General features: G+C 61.4%; 12 protein-coding genes. 10 read left to right on the top strand and 2 right to left on the bottom strand.

The window, feature by feature from the left end:
* The first annotated feature begins 14 nt into the window (after positions 1-14).
* Together AC5YUO_RS16740 and AC5YUO_RS16735 are read left to right on the top strand one after the other, a co-directional pair.
* The gene (locus AC5YUO_RS16740; RefSeq protein ID WP_496156018.1) at positions 15-1,862 is read left to right on the top strand and encodes a type I secretion system permease/ATPase; all 1,848 of its coding nucleotides are present in this window, start codon (positions 15-17) and stop codon (positions 1,860-1,862) included.
* On the top strand, positions 1,849-3,162 hold the full coding sequence (locus AC5YUO_RS16735) for an HlyD family type I secretion periplasmic adaptor subunit (protein ID WP_496156017.1): 1,314 nt from the start codon (positions 1,849-1,851) through the stop codon (positions 3,160-3,162). The genes AC5YUO_RS16740 and AC5YUO_RS16735 overlap by 14 nt, the downstream gene beginning before the upstream one ends.
* Positions 3,163-3,186: 24 nt before the next feature.
* On the opposite strand, the gene AC5YUO_RS16730 is transcribed toward AC5YUO_RS16735, so the two are convergent.
* Positions 3,187-4,107, bottom strand: a complete 921-nt coding sequence (locus AC5YUO_RS16730; RefSeq protein WP_496156016.1) for an SMP-30/gluconolactonase/LRE family protein — start codon at positions 4,105-4,107, stop codon at positions 3,187-3,189.
* A gap of 33 nt (positions 4,108-4,140) precedes the next feature.
* On the bottom strand, positions 4,141-4,854 hold the full coding sequence (locus tag AC5YUO_RS16725) for a GntR family transcriptional regulator (protein WP_400812835.1): 714 nt from the start codon (positions 4,852-4,854) through the stop codon (positions 4,141-4,143).
* A gap of 103 nt (positions 4,855-4,957) precedes the next feature.
* Between AC5YUO_RS16725 and AC5YUO_RS16720 the strand changes: the two genes are divergently transcribed.
* From AC5YUO_RS16720 to araD, 8 genes are read left to right on the top strand one after another with little or no spacing between them, the layout of a single operon-like run.
* Positions 4,958-6,010: a Gfo/Idh/MocA family protein gene (locus AC5YUO_RS16720; protein ID WP_496156015.1), complete on the top strand. Its 1,053-nt coding sequence runs from the start codon at positions 4,958-4,960 to the stop codon at positions 6,008-6,010.
* Positions 6,003-7,019 carry a Gfo/Idh/MocA family protein gene (locus tag AC5YUO_RS16715; protein ID WP_496156014.1) on the top strand — a complete coding sequence of 339 codons (1,017 nt, stop codon included), beginning with the start codon at positions 6,003-6,005 and terminating at the stop codon, positions 7,017-7,019. Before AC5YUO_RS16720 ends, AC5YUO_RS16715 begins: the two co-directional genes overlap by 8 nt.
* The gene (locus tag AC5YUO_RS16710) at positions 7,016-8,089 is read left to right on the top strand and encodes a Gfo/Idh/MocA family protein (RefSeq protein WP_496156013.1); all 1,074 of its coding nucleotides are present in this window, start codon (positions 7,016-7,018) and stop codon (positions 8,087-8,089) included. The genes AC5YUO_RS16715 and AC5YUO_RS16710 overlap by 4 nt, the downstream gene beginning before the upstream one ends.
* A 22-nt stretch (positions 8,090-8,111) precedes the next feature.
* A complete protein-coding gene (locus AC5YUO_RS16705) occupies positions 8,112-9,383 on the top strand; it encodes an ABC transporter substrate-binding protein (RefSeq protein WP_496156012.1) in 1,272 nt (423 codons plus the stop codon).
* A gap of 57 nt (positions 9,384-9,440) precedes the next feature.
* The gene (locus tag AC5YUO_RS16700) at positions 9,441-10,409 is read left to right on the top strand and encodes a carbohydrate ABC transporter permease (RefSeq protein WP_006313660.1); all 969 of its coding nucleotides are present in this window, start codon (positions 9,441-9,443) and stop codon (positions 10,407-10,409) included.
* Entirely contained in the window at positions 10,402-11,445 is a 1,044-nt protein-coding gene (locus AC5YUO_RS16695; RefSeq protein WP_496156011.1) for a carbohydrate ABC transporter permease, read from the top strand. Before AC5YUO_RS16700 ends, AC5YUO_RS16695 begins: the two co-directional genes overlap by 8 nt.
* Positions 11,446-11,467: 22 nt before the next feature.
* Complete coding sequence (locus AC5YUO_RS16690) at positions 11,468-12,547, top strand: ABC transporter ATP-binding protein (protein ID WP_496156010.1); 1,080 nt, start codon at positions 11,468-11,470, stop codon at positions 12,545-12,547.
* 37 nt (positions 12,548-12,584) lie between these two features.
* Positions 12,585-14,309, top strand: coding sequence for an L-arabinonate dehydratase (araD, locus tag AC5YUO_RS16685; RefSeq protein ID WP_496156009.1), 1,725 nt, complete (start codon positions 12,585-12,587; stop codon positions 14,307-14,309).

The raw sequence follows: 14,309 nt of genomic DNA, 5'->3' as shown, positions 1-14,309 counted from the left end.
AGGAAAATCAGGCTGTGGGCTTTCAAAACCACCAGCAGACGCCGCCGCAGTCCCTGACTGCGGCGGTTGTTTCGCCCCTTAAAAGCACATTTCTCGGTGTTGCGCTCGTCAGCGGCGTGGTCAATATACTCGCGCTCACTTCGCCGCTCTTCATGCTGCAGGTTTATGACCGGGTACTGGCAAGCGGCAGCCTGCCGACGCTGGTCGGGCTCGCCATACTCGCGCTCGGTCTTTATGGCTTCCAGTGCCTGCTCGATATCATCCGCGCCCGCGTTCTGATCCGCATCGGCGAAGATTTCGATATGCGCCACTCCGGCAGGGTGCATGACGCGGTGGTGCGCCTGCCGCTCGTCAACCGCATGCCGGGCGACGGTCTGCAGCCGCTGCGCGATCTCGACAATGTGCGCGGTTTTCTTTCCGGCACGGGGCCGACCGCCTTTTTCGATCTGCCGTGGATGCCGCTTTATCTCGGCATATGTTTTCTGTTTCATTTCTGGATCGGTGTGACGGCGCTTGCCGGCGCGATATTGCTTGTTTCCCTCACGATCCTCACCAATATCTTCTCGCAGAAGCCGATCCGCGACACCATGGTGGAAAACATGGCCCGCAACCGGCAACTGGAGGCCTCGCGCCGCAATGCCGAAGTCGTGCAGGCCATGGGGCTTGGCGGCCGGCTCGGCAAACGCTGGCAGATTTCCAACGAGGCCTATCTCGCCGCCAATCGCAAGGCGGGCGATGTGGCCGGCGGTCTCGGCAATATCGCCAAGTCTTTGCGGGTCGTGCTGCAATCGGCCATTCTGGCGGTCGGCGCCTGGCTCGTCATCAACCAGGAGGCCTCGGGCGGCGTGATGATCGCCAGCTCGATCATGATGGGCCGGGCGCTCGCGCCTGTCGATCTCGCCATTTCCAACTGGAAGTCCTTCGTGGCCGCCCGGCAGAGCTGGGCGCGGCTGAAGGAGCTTTTTGCACAGATGCCGGCCAATGCCGCCGCCATGGCCCTGCCGAAGCCTGAAAAGGAATTGCGGGTCGAAAACGTCACCATCGTTCCGCCGGGCGAGCGAAAGCCGACCGTCACCGGCCTTGGCTTCATTGTGACCGCCGGAAACGCGCTCGGCGTCATCGGCCCCTCCGGTTCGGGTAAATCCACGCTCGCGCGCATTCTCACCGGCGCGTGGATGCCGGCGGCCGGCAAGGTACGGCTGGACGGTGCGAGTTTCGAGCAGTGGGACCGTGAGGTGTTGGGCCGCCATATCGGTTATCTGCCGCAGGGCGTGGAGCTGTTCGATGGCACGATCGGTGAAAATATCTCCCGTTTCGAGGATAATCCCGATCCCGAAGCCATCATCGCGGCGGCCAGGGCTGCGGGCGCGCATGAACTGATCCTGCGTTTCGAAAAGGGTTATGACAGCGATATCGGTGAGGCGGGTTCGGCGCTTTCCGCCGGGCAGCGCCAGCGCATCGGCCTTGCCCGCGCGCTATACGGCGATCCCTTTATCGTGGTGCTGGACGAACCCAACGCCAATCTCGATGCCGAAGGCGAAGCCGCCGTGGTCAAGGCGATTTCCTCGGTCAAGGCGCGGGGCGGTATTGCCGTCGTCGTCGCCCACCGGCCGAGCGCCATCGGTGCTGTCGATTTCATTTTGATGATGGAAGAGGGGCGTATGAAGGCTTTTGGCCCTCGCGACGAGGTGCTGTCGAAGGTGCTGCGCGTTCCGCAGGCGCAGGCGGCCAAGGGATTTACCGCATCCGCCCAGACGATCTCGCCGCTGCGCGTCGTCGCCAATACCCAGCCCCAGGCGTTGGTGCTGGAAGATGTCCGTGAAGAGAACAGCCAGGAAGGAGATGCGGATGTCAAACATTGATCAGCGCAGCCATGTGTCCCGCTCCATCCGCAAACATCTTGTTGCCGGTCTTGCAGCAGGTGTAGCGCTGCTGGCCGGTGTCGGCGGATGGGCGGCGACGACCAATCTTGCCGGCGCCGTTGTCGCCTCCGGCCATCTGGTGGTGGATTCCTACAGCAAGAAGGTGCAGCATCCGAGCGGTGGTGTCGTCGGCGAAATTCTGGTGAATGAGGGCGACAGGGTGAAGGCCGGCGATGTGGTCATGCGCCTCGACGCGACCCAGACCCGCGCCAATCTCGCCATCGTCACCAAGCGCCTGGATGAACTGAATGCGCGAATGGCAAGGCTGGAGGCCGAGCGCGACGATCTGCCGGAACTCGTTTTTCCGCAGGCGCTGATGGCGAGAAAAGACGATGCCGATGTCGCCTCCGCCATGCGCAGCGAGACCAAGCTGTTCGAATTCCGCAAATCCTATCGCGAAGGGCGCAAAGCACAGCTTTCCGAACGTATCACCCAGTTCGAGCATGAGATCGAAGGGCTGAAGGCGCAGGAAGTCGCCTATGATAACGGCCTTGCCGTGCTGGAGGCTGAAATCACCTCGCAAAAATCCCTGCGCGAACAGGGGATCGTCTCCGTGCAGCGGCTGAACAGCCTGCAGACGCAGGCCGCGACATTCGGCGGCGAACGCGGCGAAAAAATCGCCTATCAGGCGCAGACGGCAGGGCGCATCACCGAAACCAAGCTGCAGATCCTGCAGATCGATCAGGAATTGCGCACCGAGGTCGGCCGGGAACTGCGCGAGATACAGGCGCAGATGGGTGAATTCGTCGAGCGCAAGGTCGCCGCCGAAGACGAGTTGAAGCGCATCGATATCGTCGCGCCGCAATCGGGCATGGTGCATGAAATGGCCGTGCATACGGTCGGCGGCGTGGTGACGCCCGCCGATCCGATCATGCTCATTGTGCCTGACGGAGACGAGCTGGCGCTGGAGGTGCAGATCGTACCGAAGGATATCGATCAGCTGCAGGTGGGGCAAAAGGCCATGCTGCGCATGACCGCCTTCAACCAGCGGGTCACGCCGGAACTGGAAGGCCATGTCAGCCGCATCGCGGCGGATATCACCACCGACCAGCGAAGCGGTCTCTCCTATTATCTGGCGCGGATTTCCGTGCCGGTTTCCGAGCGGAAGAAGCTGAACAATGCGCCGCTGGTGCCGGGCATGCCGGCCGAGGCGTTCATCCAGACCAGTGAAAGGACGGCGCTGTCCTATATCGCCAAGCCGCTGACGGACCAGATCAGCCGCGCCTTCCGTGAGGAATAGGAATATAGGCCCGGCTTCGGGCCTTTATCCACCTTTGCCAAAACGGAAGGCGGCAAAGCCTTTCGTCCGTGTCGGGATTGCCCAGACGCCGCCCGAAAAGGGCGCTTTCGCCAGGCGGTCTTCGGACATGTTGTGGCGGTGTGACGTCAGGAAAAGGATGCTGAAATCAGGTCCTCCGAAGCACGGCATGGTGGGGTGCGGGACAGGGGTCGCGATCACATCCGCATGCGTGCCATCGGGCATGAAAACGTTCAACAGGCCTGCGGAAACGCCCGCGCTGTAATAGGTGCCGTTGCTGTCGAGACAGCCGCCATCGGGTCTTCCTGTCTCTTCCGTCATCCGGGCCACCAGCACGCCGTCATCGAACGTGCCGTTCCCCTTGTCGAATTTGCGCCGGCGTATCCATTTCTGCACGGAATCGCTCTGCCACATGATGGATCCGTCCGGAGAGAAGGCGAGCCCGTTCGGGCATGTCAGCCCGGTCTGCATGCGCTCGGCGCTCTTTTCGGTGATACGCCAAAGTTCACCATGCGGCTCCATGTCCCCAAGTGGCACATTGTGCATGGTTCCCACCCAGAAAGCGCCATCAGGGCCGACCCGTCCGTCGTTCAGCCGACAGGGGATGTCTTCCGGTGCCGGAATGGAATGGAGGAGGCGCGTCTTGCCGCTGTCCGGATCGAGGATAACGATATCCATGCCACAGGCGACGACGAGGTCGCCGCTTTCACAAAGCCCGAGGCTCGACACGGTGTGGGGAAACGACCATTCGCGATACTGGCCGGGCTCCAGCGCAGCCGACCGCACTGTCCTGCCGAGGATATCGCACCAGAAAAGCACCTGCCGCCGCTCGTCCCAGACAGGGGATTCCGCCAGCGTGCTCATCGTGTCGCACAGAAGTTTTGCCTGCGACATGGCAAGCGCTTGTCCGGGATTTGCCGTATTCATGATGTTCGAACCGTTTAAAATGTTGGCGCAGAATTATTCGAAATAGTCCTGGTGGTTCTCGAAAACCTGCGAAAGAATGCCGAGGACACGCCTCAGGTGTTTGCGCAGTTCTTCGGCCGCAAGGGTTTCGTCCCCGGCCTTGATCGCCTCGTAAACCGCCTCATGTTCGGAAAGCAGCCGCGCCATATGTGCCTCGTCGGTGATGGCGAGCGCACGCAGGCGGTCCAGTCCCGCCTTTTCGCGGATCAGCAAGGTCTCCAGTCTTTCCAGTCCCGTCGCGGCGGCAAGCGCGCTGTGGAACTGGTCGTCATGCATACGGAAGGCTTTTCTGTCGCCCTTGCGCATGGCCGCGCGCTGGCCGCTCAGGGCATGTTCGATTTCCTGTTCGGCTTCCGGCGCAATGCCGATCTGGCATAGCCTGCATACGGCGGCCACCTCCAGCGCCTCGCGGATGAACTGCGCGCTGCGGATGTGCTTTTCCGATAATTTCGAAACATAGGTGCCGCGGCTTGGCAGGGTGACGATCAGGCCGTCATCTCTCAGCCGGCTGAGCGCCTCGCGAACCGGGGTCCGGCTGGAACTGAAGGATTGCCCGATCTCGTTTTCCGAGACCGCCTGACCGGGAAAAAGCTCCCGCGAAAGGATGGCGGATTTCAGCGCGGAATAAATCTGGTCAACGACCGGACGGTTGAGGTCCAGTCGCTCCATCGTCGGCACGGTGCCACCTGTCACGGGAATTTTCGGCATAGACCCTCCAGCGTTTTCATAACCGGTATACCGGAACACAAGCCTGTTGACAACCGGCATACCGGTATGCAAATGATCGCGCATTGGGAAGGAGGCTCCCGAAATGCAAAATATCAAGACCTGCGTCATCGTTGGCGCCGGAATGGTGGCGAAGACGCATGTGCTCGCCTGTGCGGCAAGTCCGGAAAAAATTCGTCTGAAGGGCATCGTCGATGGCGGTTCCGGTCGCGCCAAGGCACTGGCTGCCGAAGCGTCGAAACACACCGGATACGATGTCGCGGTTTACTCCTCGGTCGAAGAAGCGGCACGCGACGCGGATGTGGATTTCGCCATTATTGCGACACCGCCCAATGCCCGCGTCGATATCGTCGGACAGCTTGCGAAAGCCGGCAAACACATTCTGATGGAAAAGCCCGTTGCCCGTAACACTGAGGAAGCCGATGGTCTCGTCACCCTCTGTCGCGACGCGGGCGTTATGCTCGGCATCATCTTCCAGCACCGCATGCGGGCGGCGTCCCAGAAAGCCCGTGAACTGGTCGACGGTGGTACGCTCGGGGCGCTTGGTCTTTGCGAAATTTCCGTGCCATGGTGGCGGGCCCAATCCTATTACGACGAACCCGGGCGCGGCACTCTGGCGCGCGACGGCGGCGGCGTTCTGATCTCCCAGGCAATCCACACAATCGATCTGGCATTGAGCCTCACGGGGCCGGTCGTACGGGTTCAGGCCATGGCGGCGACGACGCGTTTCCATCGCATGGAAACCGAGGATTATGTTTCTGCCGGCCTGCGCTTCAGGAATGGCGCCGTCGGTTCGCTCGTTGCAAGCACCGCGAGTTTCCCCGGCGCGGCGGAATCGATCCTGCTCCACTTCGACAATGCCAGCCTGCGGCTTGCCTCGGGCCTGTTGCATATCGACTGGCGCGATGGCCGGCAGGAGACCTTCGGTGGCGCGGCCTCCGGTACGGGCGGCGGTGCCGACCCCATGGCTTTCACGCATGAATGGCATCAGGGCGTCTTCGAGGATTTCGCAGACGCCATCTCTTCAGGACGCCCGCCGGTCGTCACCGGTGAAGCGGCTCTTTTGTCTCACAGATTGATCGACGCGATCATCAACTCGGCCGACACCGGCAAGGAAGTGGAACTGCAGGATGACTAAAGCAATCAAGTTCGTCGCTCTTGGCATAGAGCACCGCCACATTTTCGGCATGGCCCAGAACCTGCTGGATGCCGGCGCGCAATTCGCCGGCTGGTGGACAGAAGGCGAACCGGATGTCGTGGAAGGCTTCGTCAAGCGCTTCCCGGATGTGCCGCGCGCAGCATCGAAAGAAGCGCTTCTGGCTGATGGCACCGTCGATCTCGTGGTCATCGCCGATATTCCTTCCAAGCGTGCCGATCTCGCGATTGCCGCCATGGAAGCCGGCAAGGATGTCATGTCCGACAAGCCCGGCTGCACCACCTTCGAACAGCTTGATCGCCTTCGCCAGACCGTGGCAAAGACAAAGCGCATCTGGACCGTCGATTTTTCCGAGCGGTTTGAAGTTCCAAGCGTGACCAAGGCGGCCGAACTCGTCGCGCAGGGCGCCATCGGCCGCGTCATTCAGACCGTCGGCCTCGGCCCCCATCGTCTGAACCGCCAGATCCGCCCGAAGTGGTTCTTCGAACGGGAAGCTTACGGCGGCATCATCACCGATATCGCCAGCCACCAGATCGACCAGTTCATGTTCTTCACCGGCTCGACCGAAGTGGAGATCGTGGCCGCCACCGTTGCCAACTATGCCAACCCCGGCGATCCGGGCCTGCAGGATTTCGGCGAAGTAGTGCTGCGCGGCGACAAGGGCCACGGTTATATCCGTGTCGACTGGTATACGCCGGATGCGCTGCCGACCTGGGGTGACGGCCGCCTGACCATCCTCGGCACCGAGGGTTACATCGAACTGCGCAAATATGTCGATGTCGGCAACACCGAGGGCACGGACCGCCTCGTTCTCGTGAATGGCGACCGGTGCGAATATATCGACGCGTCCGATGCTGGTCTGCCCTATTTCGCCCGTATCTGCGACGATATCCGCAACCGCACCGAAACGGCGATGACGCAGGAGCACGTCTTCAAGGTCTGCGACCTGTCGCTGCAGGCACAGGCCAAGGCTGAGGGAGCGTCGAAATGATCGGTGTTGCCATCATTGGTGCCGGCATCGGCGCCCAGCATCTGAGCGGTTATCGGGCCCTGCCGAAGCGCTTCGTCGTCAAGGCGATCTGCGATCTCGATCTGGAGCGCGCCCGCTCTGTTGCCGGTGACGATACCTCCATCCGCCTGACCACCGATCTCGATGAGGTTCTGGCAGATGAGAGCATCCAGCTCATCGACGTCTGCCTGCCGCCACACCTGCATTTCCCGGTGACGCTGAAGGCGCATGCGGCGGGCAAGGATGTGGTCTGCGAAAAGCCGCTCGTCCGCTCGCTGGAAGAGGCCAATGCGCTGATCGAATCCGTCAAGAAGACGGGTCGCGGCGTGTTCCCGGTTTTCCAGTACCGTTTCGGACAGGCCATGCGGCAGCTGCGCGCACTGATCGATGCCGGTCTTGCCGGCAAGGCCTTTGTCGCGAGCTCGGAAGTTCACTGGAACCGTGGCGCCAGCTATTACGACATTCCGTGGCGCGGTACGTGGAAGGGCGAGTGCGGCGGCGCGATCCTCGGGCACGCCATCCACGCCCATGATCTTCTCTGCCACGTTCTCGGCCCGGTCGAAGAAGTTTTCGCCATGGCCGACACGCGCGTCAACACGATCGAAACCGAAGATTGCGCAGCCCTCAGCTTCCGTATGAAAAGCGGTGCCCTGGCGACGAGCTCGGTCACGCTCGGTGCGGCCGAAGACACGTCGCGCCTGCGCTTCTGCTTTGAAGGGTTCACCGCAGAGAGCGGCACCTTGCCCTATCGCCCGGCTGAAGACACCTGGCGTTTCATTGCTCGTGCACCAACGACGCAGGACCAGATCGATGCCGTTCTGGCAACGGTGGCCGATGGCGAAAACGGCTTTGCGGGTTTTGTCGAAGCCATTGCCGACGCGATGGAAGGACGCGGCGGCAAGGAAGTGACTGTGAATGACGGCCTGCAGTCCATCGAACTTGTCACCGCCATCTATCGCTCGGTCAGGGAAGGAAAGCCGGTTCGCCTGTCCGACGCCGCCGAAGGCGAGTGGATCAAGGGCTGGGCTCCGCGCGCATCCGCCAACACATAATCATCTAAAGGGAGGAAACCAGATGACCAGAAAATACAGCATGGCACTGGCGCTCGCCATTGGTGCGGCGTCCTTTGCCGGTGCCGCGCAGGCGGCCCAGGAAGTGCGCTTCACCTGCGCTTATGACGGTAATGGTTGCGAGATCCTCAAGGACATTCTCGCGCGTTACGAAAAGCAGCACCCGGACGTCAAAATCGTCACCGATGTCGTGCCCTATAAGGCGCTGCTGGAAGGCCTGCCCGTTCAGCTCGCCGGCGGCAGCGGCCCTGATTTCGCGACGGTGACCGACCTTGGCGGTCTCAACCGCTATTATCTCGATCTCACGCCCTATGTGGACGCGAAATATTGGGAAGACAATTTCTCCAACGTGCTGAAATGGTACCGCAGCGGCCCTGACGACAAGGGCATCTACGGCATGCATACCCAGCTCACCATTACCGGCGCCTTCATCAACCGCACCCTGTTCGATCAGGCCAATGTGGCCGTCCCCGGCAAGGATGCGACGCTGGACGATTGGGCAAAAGCTGCCAATGCCGTCGCCAAGGCGACCGGCACACCTTATCCGATGGCAATCGACCGCTCCGGCCACCGTATTGCCGGTCCGGCCATTTCCTATGGCGCGAAGATTTTCGATGCTGATGGCAAGCCGATCCTGGTCGATGAAGGCTTCACCACTTTCGTGAAGAAATTCGTGGAGTGGAACAAGGACGGCACCATGGCGCGTGACGTCTGGGCCGGACAGGGCGGCAATACCTATCGTGACGCCGCACAGGAATTCATCAACGGCCAGCTCGTCTACTATTACTCGGGCAGCTGGCAGACCGCGCGGTTCGACAGTCAGGTGGGTGATGCCTTTGACTGGGAAGTCGTGCCGCAGCCCTGCGGTGGTGTTGCCTGCACCGGCATGCCCGGTGGAACCGGCATCGTCGGCTTCAAGCAGACCAAGAACCCGAAGATCGTTGCCGATATCCTGAACTTCCTCGCTCAGGACGAGAACTATCTCGACTTCACGGTTCGCACCCGCAACGTTCCGGCCAACAAGTCGGTGGCCGACAAGGGCGTGACCTATACCGGTGCAACGCCTGCGACGCAGAAGGCCATGAATGCCTGGCTCGATCAGATTCCCGGCCTCAGCCCGATTGCCTATGCCTATCAGGGCTACAAGAACAACCGCGCCATGTTCAACATTTCCGTCCAGCGCATCACGCAGGCCATCGTCGGTGAAAGCACCGTTGATGAAGCCATGGCCCGAGCGAAGACGGACCTTGAGGAAGCGTTGAAACAGGCGAAGTGATCCATCGCCTTCCGGCGTGGCGCATGCCGCGCCGCGCCGGATCGAAGGAGGACCCTCATGTATAAATTTCTTGCGCCCGTCATGGGCATCGTCGAATTGCCCTTTGCCTTCCTGCAGAAGGTTCTCGGCCACCGGCGGATCGCCTGGGTGTTCCTGACGCCCAACCTGATCCTGTTCGCGGTCTTCGCATTTCTGCCGATCGCGCTGAACATGGCCTATTCCGTGACCGGCAGTGAACACATCTTGCTTTCGGAACGTCCTTCCGTGGGCGGCGAAAACTTTTCGGTCCTTCTCTCCTGTCAGAACTACCTCGATCCCAATTCCTGTCAGCGCGACCTGTTCTGGCGCTCTGTCTGGAACACGCTGTTCTTCGTCGTGCTGCAGGTGGGTTTCATGGTCGGTTTTTCGCTGATCACGGCCGTCGTGCTCAACCGCGATATCCGGGCGCGGGGTTTCTTCCGCGCGGTGTTCTTCTTCCCGGTTCTGCTCTCGCCCGTCGTGGTCGCGCTGATCTGGAAATGGATTCTCCAGCGTTTCGGCGTTCTCAATGCGGCGATGGAGGGGCTCGGCCTCGGTTCGGTGGATTGGCTGCTGGAAGCCAATCTCGCCTTCGGCTGGTCGGTTTTCCTGTCGGTCTGGGCGCATATGGGCTTCTACACGCTCATTCTTCTCGCCGGCCTGCAGGCGATCCCGCGTGATGTCTACGAGGCGGCGCAGCTCGACAAGGCAAGCCCGTGGCGCATCTTCCGGCGCATCACCCTGCCGCTGCTCGCACCCACCATGCTCGTCGTTCTCGTGCTGTCGCTCATCAAGGGTGTGCAGACCTTCGATGAAGTCTTTGCCTTCACGGGTGGCGGCCCGGGTTCGGCGACCACCTTCATCATTCAGTTCATCTATCAGACCGGCTTTGCCGGGACGCCCCGCAATTTCGGCCTTGCGGCTGCCGCTTCGCTGCTGCTCGCCGTGGTGCTCGTGGTGCTGACCGCCCTGCAATTCCGGGCAAACAGGAGCAAGGTCGATGGCTAGGATTGGCGCATTTCTGACCCGTACCCGCGGCCGCAACGGCAAGCTGCACTGGACCGACTGGCTGTCCTACGCCTATCTTGGCGTGGCCGTGCTGATGATGTTCGGTCCCGTCGTCTGGCTCGTGCTCTCCTCGTTCAAGACGGAAGCCGATCTCCAGCGCTTCCCGCCGCGCCTTTTGCCCTATAGCCAGGAAACCGTTGTTGTGGATGGGCAGGCAGCGCCGCTGCCGGCCTATGTCGACAAGGATGGCCGCAAGCTCGGCATGATCAGGCGCATTGGCCTCGTGGCCCAGGTGGTCGACCCGGCCAAGCCGGCTGAAGTGCTGAAAATGCAGTTTAACGAGCTGAAGCCGGCCGAAAAGGTGGCGCTTGCGACGGAAAACTACACCGAGCTTTTCCAGCGTTTCAATTTCCCGCTTTATTTCTGGAACTCGACCTTCATCACGGTGACCTCCACCCTCATCATGCTGATCGTCAATTCCATGGCGGCCTTCGCGCTCTCGAAATACGAGTTCAAGGGCCGGGGTGTGGTGCTGGCGCTGGTCGTCGGCACATTGATGATCCCACAGACCGTGGTGCTCGTGCCGCTGTTTCTCATCACCAGCCAGCTGGGCATGATCAACAGTCTCTGGGGCGTCATCATTCCGGGTGCCGCAACACCGACCGGCGTCTTCCTGCTCCGGCAATATATGCTGACGATCCCGGATGAAATCCTTGATGCGGCGCGCATGGACAAGGCCAGCGAGTGGAAGATCTACTGGCGCATCATCCTGCCGCTCTCGGCCCCGGCGCTTGCGGTTCTGGCGATCCTTGCGATCATGTGGCGCTGGAATGACTTCCTCTGGCCGCTGATCGTGCTGACCCGCAACGACAACTTCACCCTGCAGCTGGCGCTCAACTCCTTCCAGGGGGAGATGACGACGGAATGGAGCAACCTTCTGGCCATGACGGTGCTGACACTTGCCCCAATCGCGCTGGTCTTCATGTTCCTGCAAAAATACATCGCCACCGGCATTGCATCGACTGGCGGCAAATAATCCTCAGGGAGGAAACACGACAATGGCAAGTATTCAGCTTCGTCAGGTCAAAAAGACATATGGTGCCCTCGACGTGATCAAGGGTGTCGATCTCGATATCAAGCACGGCGAATTCTGCGTTTTCGTCGGCCCTTCCGGCTGTGGCAAGTCAACCCTGCTGCGGATGATCTCGGGTCTCGAGGAACTGAGCGGCGGCGATATCGTCATCGGCGGCGACGTGGTCAACACCGTGCCCGCTGCTGATCGTGGCCTCGCGATGGTTTTCCAGTCCTATGCGCTTTATCCGCATATGACGGTGCGCGAAAACCTTTCTTTCGGTCTTGAGAACATCGGCACGCCGAAGAAGGACATCGCCGAGAAGATCAGCCAGGTCGCCAAGATGCTGCAGATCGACCAGCTGCTGGAGCGTCGCCCGAAGGACCTGTCGGGTGGTCAGCGTCAGCGCGTCGCCATCGGCCGCGCCGTGGTGCGCGAGCCGCGCGTATTCCTTTTCGACGAGCCGCTTTCTAACCTCGATGCGGAGCTGCGCGTCGATATGCGCGGCGAGATTTCCAGCCTGCACCGGCGGCTCGGCAATACCATGATCTATGTCACGCACGATCAGGTGGAGGCCATGACCATGGCCGACAAGATCGCCGTTCTGCGCGCCGGCAAGCTCGAACAGTTCGGCGTGCCGCTCGATCTCTATAACCGCCCCGCCAATCTCTTCGTGGCGGGCTTCATCGGTTCCCCGAAGATGAATTTCTTTGCCGGCGAAGTAACGTCGGATGCAGCGCCGTCCCTGAAGATCGCGACGGGCGAACTTATCCCCCTGCCGCAGACCGGTTTTGCCTACAAGCCCGGTCAGAAAGTGACGCTCGGCATCCGCCCGAACCATGTGCAGGCGGGTGGCGAAGGCGCACTCACCATGTCTGTGCGCACCGCCGAACAGCTGGGCGGCGAGTCCTATCTTTACGGCACTCTCGGGGATGGCACCCGGGTGACGCTGCATCTTTCCGGCCAGACCTCGACATCGGCGGACGAAGTCATCCGCCTGTCGGCGCCGCTGGAGCACATCCATCTTTTCGACACGACGAGCGGGCTGACGCTCCGGAAGGACTGACAGCCTTAAGCGCAACCCGCAACGCAGGACCATTGACATGACCGATAAAAAACTCCGTTCCGACCGCTGGTTCGCACCCGACGACCTGCGCAGCTTCGGCCACCGCTCGCGCATGATGCAGCTTGGTTATGCGGAGGAGGATTTTGTCGGCAAGCCCGTCATCGGTATCCTCAATACCTGGTCGGAGCTCAACACCTGTCATTCGCATTTCCCTGAACGGGTGAAGGATGTGAAACGCGGCGTGCTGCAGGCCGGCGGCTTCCCAGTCGAAATGCCGTCGCTGTCGGTAGACGAGAGCTTCACCAAGCCGACATCGATGCTTTACCGCAACATGCTGGCCATGGAGACCGAGGAGATGATCCGCTCGCATCCGCTCGACGGCGTGGTGCTGATGGGTGGTTGCGACAAGACGACGCCGGGCCTCGTCATGGGGGCGATTTCCGCCGGCGTGCCGATGATCTATCTGCCGGCTGGCCCGATGCTGCGCGGCAATTATGCCGGCAAGGTACTGGGTTCCGGTTCGGACGCCTGGAAATATTGGGATGAGCGCCGCGCTGGTAACGTCACGGACGAGGAATGGCGTGGCGTGCAGGGCGGTATCGCCCGCTCGGCCGGGGTCTGCATGACCATGGGAACGGCCTCGACCATGACTGCCATTACGGATGCGCTTGGCCTCACCCTGCCGGGAGCTTCCTCCATTCCGGCGGTCGACGCGGAACACCAGCGCATGTCGGCCGCCTGCGGCCGGCGTATCGTGGAGATGGTGGGCGAGGACCTGACGCCGGACCATATTCTCACCGCGAACGCCTTTCGCAATGCCGCCATCGTCGCCATGGCGACGGGTTGCTCCACCAATGCCGTCGTGCACCTGATCGCCATGGCGCGGCGCGCCGGCGTGCCGATGACGCTGGATGAGCTGGATGAACTTGGCCGGGTCACGCCGCTCATCGCCAATGTCCGCCCCTCCGGCAAAGATTATCTGATGGAGGACTTTTATTACGCTGGCGGTCTGCGGGCGCTGATGAAGCAGCTGGAAAGCCGTCTCGACTGTTCGGCGCTGACCGTGACCGGCCGCAGCATGGGTGAAAATCTGGAAGGCGCAAAGGTCTATAATGACGACGTCATCCGCTCGCTCGACAATCCTGTCTATGCGGAAGGCTCGCTTGCGGTGCTGCGCGGCAATCTTTGCCCTGACGGCGCCGTTATCAAACCCGCCGCCTGCGACCCGAAATACCATGTTCACGAAGGACCGGCGCTGGTCTTTGACAGCTATCCAGACATGAAGAAGGCCATCGATGACGAGAACCTCGATGTCACGCCGGATCACGTTCTGGTGCTGCGCAATGCCGGTCCGCTCGGTGGTCCCGGATTTCCGGAATGGGGCATGCTGCCGATCCCCAAGGCGCTGATCAAGAAGGGGCACCGCGACATGGTGCGCATTTCCGACGCCCGCATGTCCGGCACGTCCTATGGTGCCTGCGTGCTGCATGTCGCGCCGGAAAGCTTCGTCGGCGGCCCGCTCGCGCTGCTGAAGACCGGGGACATCGTGCGTCTCGACCTGCCGCAGCGTCGCCTCGACATGCTGGTCAGCGAAGAGGAAATTGCCCGCCGCCGCGCCGCCTGGCAGGTGCCGGCACCGCGTTATGAGCGTGGTTATGGCTATCTCTTTTCCAAGCACGTCACGCAGGCCGATCAAGGTTGCGACTTCGACTTTCTGCAGACGGATTTCGGCCGCACCGCCGGCGAGCCCGATATTTTCTAA

This window comes from Agrobacterium sp. LEGMi-208b (assembly GCF_059511785.1).
Note: the sequence above shows the minus strand (reverse complement) of the source record. Positions and strands in the feature narration are given on the sequence as shown.